This is a genomic window from Stenotrophomonas sp. 01N47, assembly GCF_056399165.1.
The window spans coordinates 226,202-243,674 of the sequence record NZ_JBFTQU010000004.1; the positions used below are offsets into that span (position 1 = coordinate 226,202).

Consider the following 17,473-nt stretch of genomic DNA (forward strand, 5'->3'; position numbering starts at 1 on the left):
CCGGGCAGGGTGGGAGATGCATGCGCTGTGACGTCTGCAACGACGCAGATGATCTCCACCGCGCGGAAAAACAAAGGCCCGGGAAATCCCGGGCCTCTGCAGGCAAGCCGTGGCCTCAGCCGTGGCTTACCAGATCACCACCTGCGAGTCGCCGGTGCGCGACATCGGCGTACCCGGCTTGCACTGGAAGGCCGCGGTGAAGGTCGGCAGGTTCGACGGCGCACCGACGGCGCGGAACTGCGCCGGCGCGTGCGGGTCGGTTGCCAGGCGGACCTTGGCGTTCTCCGGGGTGTACTTGGTGCGCCACACGGTGGCCCAGTTGAAGAAGAAGCGCTGATCGCGGGTGAAGCCATCGATCTTCGCGTCTTCCTTGCCGGCCGACGCCTTCTGCAATGCGTCGTAGGCGGTGGCCAGGCCACCCAGGTCGGCGATGTTCTCGCCCAGGGTCAGATGGCCGTTCACGGCCTGGCCGTCGACCTTGTACTGGTCGAACTGCTTGACCAGCTTGCCGGTCAGGCCAGCGAAATTCTTCGAGTCGGCTTCGGTCCACCAGTTCTCGAAGTTGCCGGTCGGCCCGAAGCGGCTGCCCTGGTCGTCGTAACCGTGGGTCATTTCGTGGCCGATGACCGCACCGATACCGCCGTAGTTCAGCGCGTCGTCGGCCTTGGCATCGAAGAACGGCGGCTGCAGGATGGCGGCCGGGAACACGATCTCGTTCTGCAGCGGGTTGTAGTAGGCGTTGACCGTCTGCGGGGTCATGCCCCACTCGGTCTTGTCCACCGGCTTGCCGATCTTGGCCAGGTTGTACTGGTAGTTGAACGCGGTGGCCGCGCGCACGTTGCCCAGATAGCTGTCACGGTTGGTCTGCAGGCCCGACCAGTCACGCCACTTGTCCGGGTAACCGATCTTCGGAGTGAAGGTTTCCCACTTGGCGATGGCCTTGGCCTTGGTCTCTTCGCTCATCCAGGACAGGCCCTGGATGCGTTCCTTCAGCGAAGCGGCGAGGTTCTTCACCAGCTCTTCCATCTTCGCCTTGGCTTCCGGCGAGAAGGCGACCTTCACGTACAGCTGGCCGAAGGCTTCGCCGGCGTCGCTCTCGATGGTGCCCAGCACGCGCTTCCAGCGCGGCTTCTGTTCCTTCTGGCCATTGAGGGTCTTGCCGTAGAACTCGTAGCTTTCCTGCACGAACGCATCAGCCAGGTACGGCGAGGCGCTGTCCACGGTGTGGAAGCGCAGGTAGGCGCGCCACACCGACGGATCGGTATCGCCCAGCGCCTTGCTCACTTCCTGGTGGAAGGCCGGGATGGCCAGCGAGAACTTCTCCGGCGCGGCCACGTTCTGCGACTTGAAGAACTCGGTCCAGCTGAAGTTCGGGGTCAGCGCATCGGCCTCGGCCAGGCTGACCGGGTGGTAGTACAGCGAGACATCGCGCGACAGCTCGACGCTGGACTTGGACGCCTTGGCCAGGCGGGTCTCGAACTTGACGACTTCTTCAGCCTGCTTTGCTGCATCGGCAGCGGCCACGCCGGACAGCTCCAGCACCTTGGCCACGTGAGCCTGGTAGGCCTTCAGCTTGTCGGCCTTGGAGGCATCGGTATAGAAGGTCTTGTCCGGCAGACCCAGGCCGCCCTGGCTGGCATAGGCCATGTTCACGGCCGAGTTCTTGAAGTCGGCTTCGGCGCCGAAGCCGAACAGCACGTTCTCGCCCTTGGCGGCGCTGGTGCGCAGGTAGTTGGCGATGGCCGCCTTGTCCTGCAGGCCGTCGATCGCAGCCAGATCGGCCTTCAGCGGCTCGATGCCCTGGGCGTTGACCTTGGCTTCGTCCATGCCGGTGGCCCACAGGTCGCCGACGATCTTCTCGATGCCGGCCGGATTCTTGACCTGCGCGACCTGCTCGGCCAGCTGGTGCTGCACGGCCACCGAACGCTCGTCGAGGATGGTGAAGGCGCCCCAGCTGGTGCGGTCGCCCGGAATCTCGTTGGCGGCCAGCCACTTGCCGTTGACGTAGTCGCCGAAGGCGGTGCAGGCGTCAAGGTTGCTGTCCAGATCGCTGGCCTGGAAGGCGTTGTAGGCCGGCAGCTTGCTCTCGTCGAGCTTGTAGGTGGTGGCGGCGTCGGCCGCGGCCGGCGTGGAGGCGGTGGCATCCTTTGCCGGGGTTTCGTTCTTGCCGCAGCCGACCAGCGCGGCCGAAACGGCCAGGGTCAGCAGCACGATCTTGGGAGTACGGGTCACTTGAATGGCCTCCAGGCCGAGTGAGTCAGGGAAGGGCCGGGGGAACGGCCGTGGGCCGAACGATACGCCGCCGGCCCGCACTGCAAGGGTGTCGAAGGTCATGGCCGGGCGCAAGGGGGCCTTGCCGGTACCGGAAAAAGACAGACCCGGCAAAAGCCGGGTCTGTCGGGTTACTGCATGTGTTGCTGGATCAGAACTTGTAGGTAGCGCCCATGTACATGTAGCGACCGATGTTGTCGTACATCGCCGAACCGACGTCGGAGCCGAAGTAGTTCACCGGCGGATCCTTGTCGAAAGCGTTGTCCACGCCCAGGTAGACGTCGATCTTGTCGCCCGGGAAGCGGTAGCCGAACTGGAAGTTGTGGTAGACGTACGAGCCGTTGCGGATCGGGCTGGTCTGGCCCGGGTTGGCCTGGTAGCTCTTGGGCTGCACGCGCAGGTTGCTGCTCACGTAGTTCAGGTCCCACGACGCACGCCACTGACCCAGCGAGTACTTGGTCTGCAGCGAACCGCGCCAGCGCGGGTCGGTCACCCAGGTAACGTTCTCGTCGTACTCGGTCGGGAAGTCCTGGAAGGCCCATTCACGCGACTGCAGCAGGCGGGTACCGACCAGGCGGATCACCGTGTCACCCTCGGCCAGCTTGAAACGGTAGTCCATTTCCAGGTCGACGCCGACGCGACGCGAACGAGCCAGGTTTTCGTTCAGCGCAACCCAACGGCTGATCGAATGTTCCGGGAAGGTCCGGCCGCCGGCATCGGTCTTGCCACCGACCGGTGCGCGCTCGATGAAGCCGCAGAAGCTGTTGTTGATGCCGCCCGGAGAATCCACGCAACGGGTGGCATTGGTCTGTGCAGTCACAGCACCGATGGCGTCCTTCAGACTGATCCACCAGTAGTCCACGGACATGCCGAAGCCCTGCAGGAAATCAGGCTGCCAGACCAGCCCATAGGTGAAGCTGCGCGCACGCTCCGGCTTCAGATTCGGGTTGCCGCCGCTGACACCCGGGCGCGTTGCGGTGTAGGTGTCGACCCAGCCCACCGGCACGCCCAGCGCCGAGCAGTTGGCCTGGCGCAGAGCCGGATCAGCTGCGGTGTTGGGACGGTTGGAATTGGTGGCCAGGTAGTTGCAGGGATCGTTGACGGTGGCGAAGTTCTCGCTCTGCGGGTTGTACAGTTCACCAATGCTTGGTGCGCGCACCGCCTGCGACAGGGTGCCGCGGGCGCGCAGGGACGGGATGATGGTCCAGTCCAGGCCGACCTTCCAGGTGGTGGTCTTGCCGATGCTGCTGTAGTCGGACCAGCGACCGGCAGCGTCCATGGTCAGGTTGTAGATGCCCGGGATGTCGGCCAGCAACGGCACAGTGGCTTCGACGAATGCTTCGCGTACGTCGTACTTGCCCATCCGGTTGGGGATCGCGTTGAGGAAGGTCAGGCCCTGCGCTGCCAGCGGATCGGTGATTTCGCGGCTCTTCTCGCGGCGGTATTCCACGCCACCGGCCACGCCGACGTCGCCGGCCGGCAGGCTGAACAGCGAGGCGTTGGCCAGCGAGGCGCTGAACACCGACTGCTGCAGGCGCGAATAGTTGAACGACTTGACGTTCATCCAGTCACGCGCGGCCTGGGTCACTGCACCGTTGCCGAATACGGAGAACGGTACGCAGCCCTCGCGTGCGAACTGCGAATACACGCGGTTGCCGTTGTTGGGGTTGGTCGCGTTCGGGTTCAGCGTGGTGCGGCAGACGATCTGGCCGGTGGACGGATCGACCACGGTGTCCAAGCCTGCCTGCCAACGCTCGTTGATGCGGTTGTTGAGGTTCCAGCGCTTGACCTCGCTCTGGCCCCAGTTGCCGTACACGTCGTAGGTCCAGTTCTCGGTCAGGTTGCCCTCGACGCCAAGCACGAAGCGCTGGGTGTTGCGCTCCACGTGCTCGCCACGCTGGCCGGCATCGACGTTGAAGCGGCTCAGGGTCAACTGGCTGGCGCCGTTGGCGGCCATCAGGGCGCGCAGCTGCGGCGAAACGTAGGCATTGTCGCGCTGGATGCGCAGGGTCTGGTCGAACGACGGCTGGGCTAGGAAGTCCGACACGGTCTCGGTGTACTTGCCTTCGAAATACAGGCGATGGTTGTCGGTCAGATCGAAGTTGACGACTGTATTGACGCTCTTGCGGTCGAAGCCGGGCTGCAGATCGGCCACCGAATTGAGGTCGGCGAAGTCGCAGTTGACGCAGCTGGTGGTGCTCGGCATCACGCCGTCATAGCGCTGCGGGCGGTAGGTGCCGTCCGGGTTGAACTGGTAACGGTTGCCCCAGGTCGCCTTGTTGGTGGGCGAGAACGCACCCAGTGTGAAGGTGCCGCCGAAGGAGATCGAATGGTTGCCACCCGGGCCGCTGAGGACGGTCTGCGGATTGCTTTCGTTGGAGGGCTTGGTCGGGTCGTAGTTCGGGTTCGGCACCGACACCAGGAATTCGTTGCCGATCGCGCGGTCGCTGCGGACAAAGCGGTCCTGCTTGCTGTATTCCAGGGCGATCGCCGCGCTGCCGCGGCCATTGGCGAAATCGGTACCTGCCGAGGCGCTGATGAAGGAACGGTTGAAGCCGCCTTCACTGGCCATGCCGGTCTGAGCGCGCACTTCGGCGCCGTCGAACGACTTCTTCATGATGAAGTTGACGACGCCGGCCACTGCATCGGCGCCGTACACGGCCGATGCACCACCGGTGATCACTTCAACGCGTTCGATCCACTCGACCGGGATCGTGTTGACGTCCACCGCCGAGGAGCCGGAGGTGGCGCCGACATGGCGGCGGCCATTGACCAGAACCAGCGTACGCGAGGTGCCCATGCCGCGCAGGTCCATGAGGCCGACGCCGGCGGTGCCGATGAAGCGGGTGGAATTACCCAGCGTATAGGTCGGGCTCAGCGCCGGCAGGCGCGCCATCAGGTCGCCGATGTTGTTGGCGCCGGTGGCGCGGATTTCTTCGGCAGTGATGGCGGTGACCGGCGAGGGGGTCACGAAGCCGGTACGCGCGATGCGCGAGCCGGTCACGCTGACGCGGTCCAGGTCGATCGGGTTGCTGCCGGAGCTGGCCTCCTGGGCCAGAGCTGGGGCCGCGGCAGCCATCATCAGGCCGGCGAGCAGAGCGTTGGTCAGCGGGTGGCGACCGGGCGTGCGGTAGTGCGTCATCGAGTGAATCCCCCTAATGGACAGAGAACGCTCGCCTCCATGCGGTTGTTATGTTGATGTTCATGTGTCGTCCTGACGTTCATCGAACCTAACATGCACTTAACGGAAAAAGCATCGGTCCGTCACATTTCCTTCTGGAATAAGCGGCTTTCGATCATCAAATTGCAACAATTACAGTGCCTTAGTCTCAGTTGTGATGAATAGGTTTTGTTCTTGCTTCGGTTTATGAATGCGGTGTTAAGCGGTGCTTTGCGCAAGCTGGCGGTTGATGGGGTAAGGGCGCGTGCCTCAGGGGAGGTGCCGCGAGGACGCCCGAGCTCCGTTCATGTCGTTCTCGCTGTCTCTTGATCTTTCTGGCAGCCACTGCAAAGCCAGGCCGCCGTCGGGCCTGTGATCAGTGATGGGGGAGTACAGGCCCGCAAAAGGAAAAGGCGGCTTGCGCCGCCCTTTCCGGGATACCGCTGTTACTGCCGGATCAGAACTTGTACTTCAGACGTACGAACGGGGTACGGCCGTACAGATCGTACTGGGTGGCAAAGGCTGCGGTGTTGCCGTAGCGGTTGCCTGCGCCGGTGGAGATCAGTGCCGGCTTGGTGTTGAACACGTTGGAGATACCCACCAGCACTTCCCAATCGGCCTGCTTGTAGCTCAAGGAAGCGGTGTGATAAACGCGTGCGTCGGCCACCAGGTCACGGTACGAATCCGGACGGCCCTGATAGGTGAAGCGGGAATTGAGGGTGGTGTTCTCGGTCTTGCCGATGTATTGGGTCAACCAGTTGTACTCCCAGTCGCCGCGGGTCAGGGTCAGGCCCAAGTTGGCCACCAAGTCCGGACGGCCGATCAGGCCGAGCTGATCCGATGAAGCCAAGCCGCTGGCCTCCGCGCTGTCAAACAGCTGTGCAACGTCTTCCACGGTGTAAGTGACCTGGGAATCCAGGGCGAACTTGCCGAAGCCGAACTCGTGCTCCCAGTTCAGGGTCATGTCCCAGCCGCGGGTACGCTGCTGGTTGATGTTCAGGTACTGGGCGTAGATGTTGCGGATCGAGTTGGCATCGGGACCGGTGGTCGGGTTGCGCTCCAGCAGGTCGCAGTAGCGGTTCGGATAGGTGCTGGAACCGTAGCAGCCAGTGGTGATGTCCAGCGCGTTCAGCGAGGTGATCTGGCCGCGGATATCGTAGTCAAAATAGTCGATCGCCACGCTCAGGTCAGCAAACGAGGGGGTGAACACGATACCGGCGCTCTTGGCGCGGGAGGTTTCTGGAATCAGGTTCCCGGCGCCGCCGCTGGTGTACACGGTTGCACTGGAGCCTGCGCCCACGTAATCGCCCGGGATGCCGGCGGCGCCGCAGTTTGCGCGGATGTTGGTGTTGTCGCTCTCATCCCAGCGGATGCAGGGATCGATTGCGGTCTGGTTCTGGAAGCCGGTCTGGTTGCCCAGGTACAGCTCGTACAGGCCAGGGGCGCGATAGGACGTACCGACCGTGCCGCGGATGCGCAGCGACGGGATGATCTGCCAGTTCAAGCCGGCCTTCCACACCTTGTCGCTGCCGCTGACAGAGTTGTACTTGAAGACACGGGCCGAGGCATTGGCGGTGAGCGATTCGATACCGGTCACGCCCTTGACCAGCGGGATGTCGAATTCGACAAAGGCTTCCTTCACCTTGTCATTGCCCTTGGTCACGTCAGCGGTCGACGCACCCCACAGGTCCTTGTAGTTCTCGTCCGGAGTATCTTCAATGGAGTAGTAGCGGTATTCCAGGCCAAACGCAGCACCGACGGGGCCGGCCGGCAGGTCGAACAATTCGCCAGAGAAGATGGCGTTGATCGTGGCCGTGTCGTAGGTGGTCTTGCCGGTGGCGGTGATGCCCAGGATGTCCACCAGCTCATCGACCTTGGCACCGCTGAGGTAGCCCGGGTCGAAATAGTTCGCCGCCGGAGTTTCGCCGGCATTCGGATTGGTCAGATCGCCGGTGATCGAGTTGCGGATGCCCAGCGAGCTGTACTTGCCGCTGGAGCGGCTGGCGTTGGCATTGACTTCCCAACCCCAGCTGCCAGTGAACAGGCCGTCGAACTTGTTGGCCAGGTAGTAGTAGTTCACCTCGGTTTCCGAGGAGGACTTGAACGGCAGCACCGGCTGCGCATAACCGGTACTGGTGCCCGGCGCTTCCACGGTCGGGAAGAACTGGCGCCACTGGAAGTTGTTGGTCTTGCGGTTGTTGTAGAGGAACTGGGTCTTCCAGTTGAACGACTCGAAGCCGAAGTCCGAAGCGAAGTACGCCGACTTGCGCTCCTGGCGGTTGATGATGTGGCTACGGCCCCAGGCATCGAAGTTCAACGGTTCTTCGTAGTACGCCACCGGGCTGCCATTGGCGTAGGTGCGGTTGGCACGAGGGCGGTAACCGGGGAACGGGCCGACGGTGCTGCCGTCCGGCGATGGGACATAACGGATCGGCGAGTCGTACTCGTCGATGACGTTGATCAGGAGGTTGTTGCAGTTGGCCAGGTTGGTGCCGGCGGTGATTGAACGATCTTCCCGGTCGATACGATTGCCGTTGGCGTCCTTGATCAGGTCGTTGCCGCATTTCAGGAAATCGCGGTCAGCGCGGGTCAGTTCGTTGTGGCGATACCACTCGACGGCGGCGACGATGCTGCCCTTCTCAAAGTTCCAGCCATTGGCAAGCGAACCCTGGAAGACCTCACCACCACCTTCGGTGGGGATGCGGCCGGTAACGGTCAGTTCCGGGCGCTCGAAATTCTTCTTGGTGATCAGATTGACCACGCCGGCTACGGCATCGGAACCGTAAATGGACGACGAACCATCCTTCACGATTTCAGCGCGCTGCAGGATGGCGGTGGGAATGACGTTCAGGTCGAAAGCACCGACCGCGCCGCGGGTACCGGCCGGGCCCGGACGCTGGCCGTCCAGCAGCACCAGAGTGCGGTTGGCACCGAGGCCGCGCAACGAGAAGGTCTGCACACCCGTGCCGCCGTCTACGACGAAACCGCCGAACTGATGGGTGATCTGCGTCTCGGCCGCACCGATCGCGGACTTCTGCAGGAACTCGCCAACCGAGACCTGGCCCTGCGCTGCGTTGTGCTCGGTGTCGATGGTGAACACAGGGGAGGAGGTATCGTAGTCCGCACGACGGATCAATGATCCGGTGACGGTGACCTTGTCAAGATCGGTCGCGCGTTGATTACGGGTGGAAGTGCTTGACGCCGCGGCTTCCTGCTGGGTGGTCTCCTGGGCCAGGACCGGTGCGGCCTGCAGGCAGGCCAGCACAGCGAGAGTGAGCGGGACGCGGCTTGGCTTGATGTGGCGGTTGGCGTTGCGCATTTCGGTGTGATCCCCACTTGTTATGCTTCGGTTAATGGAGTGTATGTGTGGTGTAAAGTAAATGCAACATGAATGGATTGTCGATGTAACTCGTTGTTGCTAAGGGGGAATTCAGGAAGTGGCGCATGAAAAAACCCCGTCGGTTAACCGACGGGGTTCGTGCACAGCCCAGATTGCGGTGGGCTTACAGGCCGCTTGGTCCGCAGTCCTTGCCCAGGAAATCTGCCATCAGCGGCAGGGTCGCGCGATAGTGGCTCGGATACCACGGCATGCTGTGCGGCATATCGGGAATCAGCTCGAAGCGGGCCGGCACCTTGTCCTTCACGCCGTTGTAGAAGTTCCTGGCGTGGGAGGCAGGGGTGCGCACGTCGCGATCGCCAACGAAGGTCAGCAGCGGGATAGCGGCCTTGGCGGTGTTCTGCATCGGGTCCATGCCCTTCACGGTCTGGCCCTGCAGGATGCGCTGCAGACGGTTCTCGCTCCAGGAGACGCCCAGGCGAGCCAGATCGGTCACGGGTGCGCCTGCAATGGCGCATTGATAGGGTGAGGGACTGCGCACCACTGCGGCGGCGGAGGCGAAGCCACCGTAGGAGTAGCCGAAGATCGCGATGCGGTCCTTGGCTGCGATACCCTGCTGCACCAGCCACGCCGCAGCATCATCGTTGTCGTCCTGCATCGTCAGCCCCCATTGCTTGTCGCCGGCGATCCAGTGCTCACGGCCGAACCCGGTCGAGCCCCGGTACTGCGGGCGGATTACCGCGTAACCACGCGAGGTGAAGAATGGCACCCAGCCGGATGCATCCCAGCCGGTATAGTCACGGGCCCAAGGGCCGCCATGGGGATGGACCAGCGCCGGCAGCGCGGCGTCACCGTTTTTCCAGCCCGCGGGCAGGTCGACGATGGCGGGGATCTTGCGACCATCCCGGGCGGTATAGGTTATCCAGCGCTGTTCGCCGATCTGCTTGCCATCTACCCAGGGGCGTTCGCTGCCCAGCGTGGTGACCTGCTTGCGATCGACCAGGATCTGGTAGCTGGTGGGCGAGCTGGCGCTGTTGGTGGTGAACAGTACGCGCGAAAGATCGTCGTTGTAACCGCTGATGGCGATGTTTTTGCCCGGATAGGCCTGCTTGAGGCCGTCGTACAGGGCTTTCATCTGCGGATCGACGTAGACCGCTTCACGTCGAGGGCCGTCGACGTAGAAGCCCAGCACCTGGTTGAAGTTGCTCGGCTTGGTGCCCAGGATCAGTCCGCCGATGGGATATTCGGGATGAGCCGCCAGCGGTTCGTTGTCGAACGCTTTGGTGGCCGGGTCGTACAGGCGTGCCTGCACCTGGTCGGAAAATTTGTCGGTGAGGATGTACAGCTTGCCGCTCTGGTCATCGATACCGACCACTTCCATGGTGTAGCGGTCGGACAGCCGGGTGGTGAGCGTTTCGTGCTTCTCGAACTGACCGCTTGCTTTGCTCTTGACCAGGATCTGCTGCTCATAGTCGTTGGAGCCCGCAGGCTCGATCTGCGTACGGGTCAGCAGTTCGCCGTTGCGTGGATGGAAAAGGCCCGGCGTGGAGCGGGCGTCGCCATGGAACAGCAGCTCGGTCTGCCCGGTCCTGAGGTTGAACAGGTAGTAGCTGGCGGAGAAATTGGTCTGGTTGATCTGTGAAATGATGACCTTGTCCGGATCCAGCGGAAGCGAGTGCACCAGGGACGCTGTGCCGGCAAGCTCCAGGCAGCGTTGGGTCTGCTCACTGATGCCCAGCTTTCGGGTGTTGTCGGCGAATGCTTCGTCGAACTTGGCTTGGCTGCTGTCGGTGAGAAAGGCCTTGGATAGGAAGGTTTTGGTCGAGCCGACTGAGTTGCCTTCGCCGCAGCCGGACAGTTGTGCGGTCAGCTCCTGGCGACCGATGACGAGACTGCGGCCTGCCTTGAGCGCGCTGGCGGCAATGAACTTCATCCGATCACCGGACGGGGTGATCGCCACCGGTGCCGAGCCGGGGGTGTCCAGGTTCCAGTTGGCCAGCGCGGTGTCACCATTGTTGCTGCCGGGTGCAGCGATGATGGCAACCAGCTGCTTGCCGTCAGGGCTCATGCTGACGGACTGGATTGACGGAATCTTGGCGAAATCCTCAACCGGCAGGGGCGCGGTGGAGGCATGGGTGATGTGCAGGCCCACCAGTAGTGCGATGGCGGTACCCAAGCGGGCAGGTGTGAAGCGCGATTCCATGGTCAGCGGTTCCTTGTGGCAGGGCACGTCAATATGACCTGAAGATGAACGAAGGCTCGGTTTCCGTCAACTCGACGTGAACGGGGCTGGTCCTCACCATTGGCCGCAAACAAGGAGACCCCGCCGAAGCGGGGTCTCCAGAAACACCCGGTCTGTGGCCCTTACTGGTTGCCGAACTCGTACTTGGCCTGCACGTAGACCGCGCGGCCGTAGGCGCTGTACAGGTAGTTGTTGTACGGCTGGCCGCTGGTGCCGGCGAAGCTGTACCGCTGGTTGTCGGGCAGCTTGTTGAACACGTTGTTGACCATCAGCGACAGGGTCAGGTTGTCCATCGCCCGATAGTTCACGCTCAGGTTGTAGGTGGTGTACGACCCCCACTTGCCGGCCTTGTAGCCGGAACTATGGACGTAGTCGTAGCCATTGCCCAGGTAGGCCATGTAGTTCGGCGTCTTGCCGATGTAGTTGGCGTACAGGGTGGTGGTCCACTTGTCCTTGGCCCAGCCGATCGAGCCGTCGGCGCGCACCTTGGCGTAAGAGTCGTACACCCACATCGCATACGGGTCGCGCAGCAGGTCCAGGTACTCATCGCCCGGCTGCGGTTGCAGTTCGCGCTTGAGCATGTCGGTGTAGTTGCCGGAGAACTGCAGCGAACCGAAGCGGCCGATGTCCTGTACGTACTTGAAGCTGGCCGTCAGCGCCTGCAGGTTCTGGCTGGCCACGTTCATCTTCGGCGTATAGATCTCATCGAGCACGCCGGAGGCGTCGCGGGTGATCCAGTCGCTCACGTTCTGGCAGCTGGCCGAGGTGTTGTTGGTCTGGCCGTTGCGGCAGTAATACTCGGCCAGCAGCAACTGGTCGGAGCTGAGGGTATTGACCTCGTTCTTGATCTTCCAGTTGTAGTAGTCCACCGACACCGACAGATTGTTGATGGGCGCCCAGACGATGCCGGCGTTCCAGACATCGGCGGTGATCGGCTCCAGGTCCGGGTTGCCGGACTGGGTGCCGAACACCGACACGCTGTCATACGGGCAGCCGGTGGTATTGGCCGGATCGTAGCCAAGCTGGCCGCAACGGTAGTAGTCGGTGGAGCCGTTGGCGTAGTAGCCGCTGACACCCTGGAAGGCATCGGACAGGGTGGGCGCGCGGAACGCGGTGCCGTACTTGCCACGGAACAGCAGGCTGTCGATCGGACGGAATTCCAGGCCGACGCTGTAGGTCGCCTTGTCGATGGTGTTGCCACCGATCTTGAAGGCGTCGTAGCGGCCGGAGCCGGTCACCGTCAGTGATTCGAGCAACGGCATGCGCAGTTCGCTGGTCACCGCGTAGCTGCTGCGATGGCCGGCGCCGGAAACCGCGGTGGTGCCCCACACGCTGCCGTCCACCAGGCGGGTATCGGGCGTGTAATCCCAGCCTTCGCTGCCGCCTTCAACCACCACTGCGAAGCCGGCGTCGCCGCCGGGCAGCTTGAACAGCGAACCATTGGTGACCTGCGCACGCAGCAGGTTCTGCCAGGTGCGGCTCTGGCTGTAGGTGTAGCCGGTGAAGCTCTGGAAATCACCGCTCGGCAGTGGCGAGTAGAACGCTTCCCAGTCCGGGCTGTAGATGTTGTACCCGGTGCTGGTGGTGCCCAGCACCGGCCCCAGCACACGCTGCTCGAAGTAGTCGTTGATCGGATCGTTCCAGCGCACGAAGTTGCGCTCGGTCAACTTGTATTCGCCACGGGTGAAGCTGGCACTGTAGTCCCAGCTGCCGGCCGTGCCGCGGCCGCCGAGCGTGACCTGGTAAGCCTTGTTGCGATCGGTGTTCATGATGTCGCGATAGCCGCCGCCGCCGATGTCCTCCGGCGCGAACACGCGCTGCAGGTTCATGTACTGGCCGCTGGCCTGATCATAGAAGCGGCCCCATCCGGAGGAGGTGCCCCACCAGGTGTAGCCGGAGCCGGTGGCGTACTTCACTTCTTCCAGGCTGTAGAGCGCGTCGCCGAACAACTGGAAGTTGTCGTTCACATCGAAGGTCATCGAGCTGTAGATCTGCCCGCTTTCCTTGCCGTTCTTGATGGTCTTGTAGCCGGTGCCATACACCGAACCGCAGGCCTGGCCGGTCGGCCGGGTGCCGAGCACGGTGGTGCCGTCGAACTGGCCCGCCACGTTGGCGCACAGGTTCGGGTCCATCATGGCGTAGCGGTTGCTGTTGGCCGGCAGCAGCACCAGGAAGTCGTTGGAGACGTACTGGGGGCTGTAGCCGTCGGGATTGTTGACCTTGGTCAGGTCACGCTGATAGCCCCAGATCGGGCTGGTCTTTTCGTACTGCACGTTGACCAGCGCATGGAATCGATCGTCGACGCCGTTGAAGCCGCGCGCCGCACTGACGCGTACGCTGTTGCCGCCGCCTTCGGAGTAGGCACCGCCACGGACGTTGAGCACACCGCCATCCATGCGCTCCTTGAGGATGATGTTGACCACGCCGGCGATCGCATCCGAACCGTACAGCGACGACTGGCCGCCGGGCAGGATCTCGATGCGCTCGACGATGTCGATCGGAATGCCGCTGATGTTGTTGAAACTGTCGCTGCCGTTGTACAGCGCCGGATACGAGAGCATCGGGCGGCCGTTGATCAGGTACTTGGTGTAGCCGGGGCTGAGCCCGAACATGCCGGCTGCCTCGGCACCCTGGGTGAACGAAGCGGACGTCTGTCCGCCCTGCAAACCGCCGGTCGACAGCGAAGACTGCTGCAGGACGTCGGCGACACTGGTGAAACCGCGCGTCTGGATGTCCTCGGCGGTAACGGTCAGGACCGGCGTGTGGTTCTCGATCTGCGTCTGCGGAATCAGTGAACCGGTGACGGTGACGCGGTCAAGCTGGATCGGCGCGTTGTCCTGCGCGTGGGCTGCGCCGGAGGCGAGCAGGGTACCGATCAGGGCGAGGGTCAGAGGATGACGCGAAGGCGTGGAACGATGGCGAGACATGATGGATCCCCGTGTGAGCGATGTCGTCTGGCGGATGTCCTCCTTGACACCTTCATGATTTGTTCAGTTGCAATCCATTCAGCCGACCGTAACACGACGTTCACGTTGTCAAAATGGGGCCGTCACATGGGTGTGCCAGGTATTTCCGGGAAACCCCTTTGTAATCAACGAAGAAGCCGGTTTGTCTGGGAATGTTTCAAAATGTTGCGATGCGGAACAGTATTGGTCATTAGTAAGATTCAGCTTTTGAATCAAAGGCTTAGGGGGGGGGCTTTGGGGTTTTCGATTATTTAATTTATGGGACTTTCATCGCTTGTCCGTCTCAATTGGCAGGCATGAAAAAAGGCCCCGCCGAAGCGGGGCCTTTGGGTGCTGCGGGACCAGAGTTTACTTCTTGCCGAACTCGTACTTGGCCTGCACGTAGACCGCACGGCCGTACGGGTTGTAGATGTTGCTGTTGTACGGCGCACCGATGTTGCCGGCGTAGCTGTGGGCCTGGCCGTCGGGCATCTTGTTGAACACGTTGTTGACCATCATCGACAGCGTCAGGTTGTCCATCGCCTGGTAGTTCACGCTCAGGTTGTAGGTGGTGTACGAGCCCCACTTGCCGGCCTCGTAGCCAGACGGATGCACGTAGTCGTAGCCCTTGCCCAGGTACGCCATGCGGTTGGGCGTCCTGCCGATGTAGTTGAAGTACACGGTGGTGGTCCACTTGTCCTTCGCCCAGCCCACCGCACCGTCGGCGCGCACCTTGGCGTACTGGTCGTAGTTCCACATCGCGTACGGGTCGCGCAGCAGGTCCAGGTACTCGTCGCCCGGCTGCGGCTGCAGTTCGCGCTTGATCATGTTGGTGTAGTTGCTGGAGAACTGCAGCGCACCGAAGCGGCCGATGTCCTGCACGTACTTGAAGCTGGCCGTCACCGCCTGCAGGTTCTGGCTGGCGATGTTCATCTTCGGCGTATAGATCTGCTCGAGCTTGCCCGTGCCGTCACGCGTGATCCAGTCGCTCACGTTCTGGCAGCTGGCCGAGGTGTTGTTGGTCTGGCCGTTGCGGCAGTAGTACTCGGCCAGCAGCAACTGGTCGGAACTGAGGGTGTTGACCTCGTTCTTGATCTTCCAGTTGTAGTAGTCCACCGATACCGACAGGTTGTTGATGGGCGCCCACACGATGCCGGCGTTCCAGACGTCGGCGGTGATCGCTTCCAGCTCGGGGTTGCCGGACTGCTCACCGAACACCGATTCGTTGGCATACGGGCAGCCAACCGTGTCGCTCGGGTTGAAGCCGAGCTGGCCACAGCGGTAGTAGTCGACCGAGCCGTTGGCGTAGTACCCGCTGCGGCCCTGGAAGGCGTCGGACAGGCTGGGCGCGCGGAAGGCGGTGCCGTACTTGCCGCGGAACAGCAGGCTTTCAATGGGACGGAACTCCACGCCGATGCTGTAGGTCGATTTGTCGACGGTCTTGTCGGCGATCTTGAACGCGTCGTAGCGGCCCGAGGCGGTCACGGTCAACGACTCCAGCAACGGCATGCGCAGTTCGCTGGTCAGTGCGTAGTTGCTGCGATGTCCGGCACCGGCCACCGAGGTGGTGCCCCACACGCTGCCGTCCAGCAGGCGCTGGTCGGGGGTATACGACCAGCCTTCGCTGCCGGCTTCGGCCACCACTGCCAGGCCGGCATCGCCACCGGGCAGCTTGAACAGCGAACCATTGGTGATCTGCGCGCGGCCCAGGTTCTGCCAGGTGCGGCTCTTGTTGTAGGTGAAACCGGTGAAGGTCTGAAAATCGCCGGCCGGCAGCGGCGAATAGAACGCGCCCCAGTTCGGGTTGTAGATGTTGTAGCCGTCGTCGGTGACGCCCAGCACCGGACCCAGCACGCGGTCTTCGAAGTAGCTGTCGATCTCATTGGCCCAGCGCGCGAAGCTGCGCTCGGTCAGCTTGTACTCGCCACGGCTGAAGCTGGCGCTGTAATCCCAGTTGCCAACGTTGCCGCGCCCGCCCAGAGTGATCTGGTAGGCCTTGTTGCGATCGGTGCTCATGGTGTCGCGGTAGCCGGCGGCGCTGATGTCCTCCGGCGCGAACGCGCGCTGCAGGTTCATGTATTCGCCACTTGCCTGGTCGACGAACGCACCGAAGCCGACATCGCTGCCCCAGAAGGCGTAGCCCGAACCGGCGTTGTACTGCACTTCTTCCAGGCTGTAGAGCGCGTCTGCGAACAGCTGGAAGTTGTCGTTGACGTCGAAGGACATCGACGAATAGATCTGGCTGCTTTCCTTGCCGTTCTTCAGCGTCTTGTAGCCGGCACTGAAGGGCGAGCCACAGGACTCACCGGTAGCGCGTGTGCCCAGTACGGTGGTGCCGCCGAACTGGCCGGCGACGTTGGCGCAGCGGCTCGGGTCCATCATCACGTAAGCGTTCTGCTGGCCCGGCAGGTAGACCAGGAAGTCGTTGGTCGGAACCTGCGGCGTATAACCCCGGGTGTTGTTCTGCTTGGTCAGGTCGCGCTGGTAACCCCAGATCGGGCTGCTCTTCTCGTACTGCACGTTGACCAACGCGTGGAAGCGATCATCGAATGCATTGAAGCCATGCGCGCCGCTGACGCGGAAATCGTTGCCGCCACCCTCGGTGTAACCGCCGCCGCGCACGTTCAGCACGCCGCCGTCCATGCGGTCCTTGAGGATGATGTTGACCACACCGGCGATCGCGTCCGAGCCGTACAGCGAGGACTGCCCACCGGGCAGGATCTCGATGCGCTCGACGATGTCGATCGGGATGCCGCTGAGGTTGTTGAAGGTGTCGCTGCCGTTGTAGAGAGCGGGGTAGGACAGCATCGGCCGTCCATTGATCAGGTACTTGGTGTAGCTCGGGCTGAGGCCGAACATGCCCGAGGCTTCAGCGCCCTGGGTGAACGAAGCGGAGGTCTGGCCGCCCTGCAGGCCACCGGTGGTCAACGAGTTCTGCTGCAGCACCTCGGCAACGCTGGTGAAGCCGCGGGTCTGGATGTCCTCGGCGGTGACGGTCAGTACCGGCGTGTGGTTCTCGATCTGCGTCTGCGGGATCAGTGAGCCGGTGACGGTCACGCGTCCGAGATCGGTGGGGGTGTTGTCCTGGGCGAGCGCGATCGCGCTGCTGCTGGCCAGGATCAGGCCGCTGAGGACGGCGCGGGTGAGCGGGTGACGCGGGAAGCCATTGCGAGACATGCGGTACTCCGTGTGGTCGTGAGAAACGCGTTTTCCCTTTCCTGGGAACTCATGGATGGTTCAGCAGCCGGTGGACGCAGAAAGGCGGCGTTTTTCGAACGTAACACACGCTTAACTTGTTTTTCGCGGGCTTGTCGCGCTCTCGCAATGGCTCGTTCGGAGTTAATAAAAATTTCTTTAAAAACAATTGATTGCAATATTGGTACGAATTTGCCGAGTTTGGCTTAATGAATATCCAGTAAATGTCCGGATATTTAACAATTGATATGTTCCCGCGGCGATCGCCGCACATGCCTCGCCAAAAAAAAAGGCCCCGCCGAAGCGGGGCCTGGTCCGGAATC

General features: G+C 62.5%; 6 protein-coding genes. All 6 read right to left on the reverse strand.

The window, feature by feature from the left end; genetic code table 11:
* Positions 1 to 126 precede the first annotated feature (126 nt).
* The 6 genes from AC1DKR_RS09165 to AC1DKR_RS09190 all read right to left on the reverse strand — a co-directional run bounded on the left by AC1DKR_RS09165 (position 127) and on the right by AC1DKR_RS09190 (position 17,132).
* Positions 127 to 2,232, reverse strand: a complete 2,106-nt coding sequence (locus AC1DKR_RS09165; RefSeq protein WP_312106864.1) for a M13 family metallopeptidase — start codon at positions 2,230 to 2,232, stop codon at positions 127 to 129.
* Between the two features lie 190 nt (positions 2,233 to 2,422).
* Positions 2,423 to 5,353: a TonB-dependent receptor domain-containing protein gene (locus AC1DKR_RS09170; protein ID WP_394197830.1), complete on the reverse strand. Its 2,931-nt coding sequence runs from the start codon at positions 5,351 to 5,353 to the stop codon at positions 2,423 to 2,425.
* Positions 5,354 to 5,888: 535 nt separating this feature from the next.
* Complete coding sequence (locus tag AC1DKR_RS09175; protein WP_363732383.1) at positions 5,889 to 8,750, reverse strand: TonB-dependent receptor plug domain-containing protein; 2,862 nt, start codon at positions 8,748 to 8,750, stop codon at positions 5,889 to 5,891.
* Between the two features lie 184 nt (positions 8,751 to 8,934).
* Positions 8,935 to 10,971, reverse strand: a complete 2,037-nt coding sequence (locus AC1DKR_RS09180) for an alpha/beta hydrolase family protein (protein WP_478032432.1) — start codon at positions 10,969 to 10,971, stop codon at positions 8,935 to 8,937.
* Positions 10,972 to 11,132: 161 nt separating this feature from the next.
* Entirely contained in the window at positions 11,133 to 13,937 is a 2,805-nt protein-coding gene (locus tag AC1DKR_RS09185; RefSeq protein WP_478032435.1) for a TonB-dependent receptor domain-containing protein, read from the reverse strand.
* A gap of 387 nt (positions 13,938 to 14,324) precedes the next feature.
* A complete protein-coding gene (locus AC1DKR_RS09190) occupies positions 14,325 to 17,132 on the reverse strand; it encodes a TonB-dependent receptor domain-containing protein (protein WP_478032439.1) in 2,808 nt (935 codons plus the stop codon).
* Positions 17,133 to 17,473: the final 341 nt, after the last annotated feature.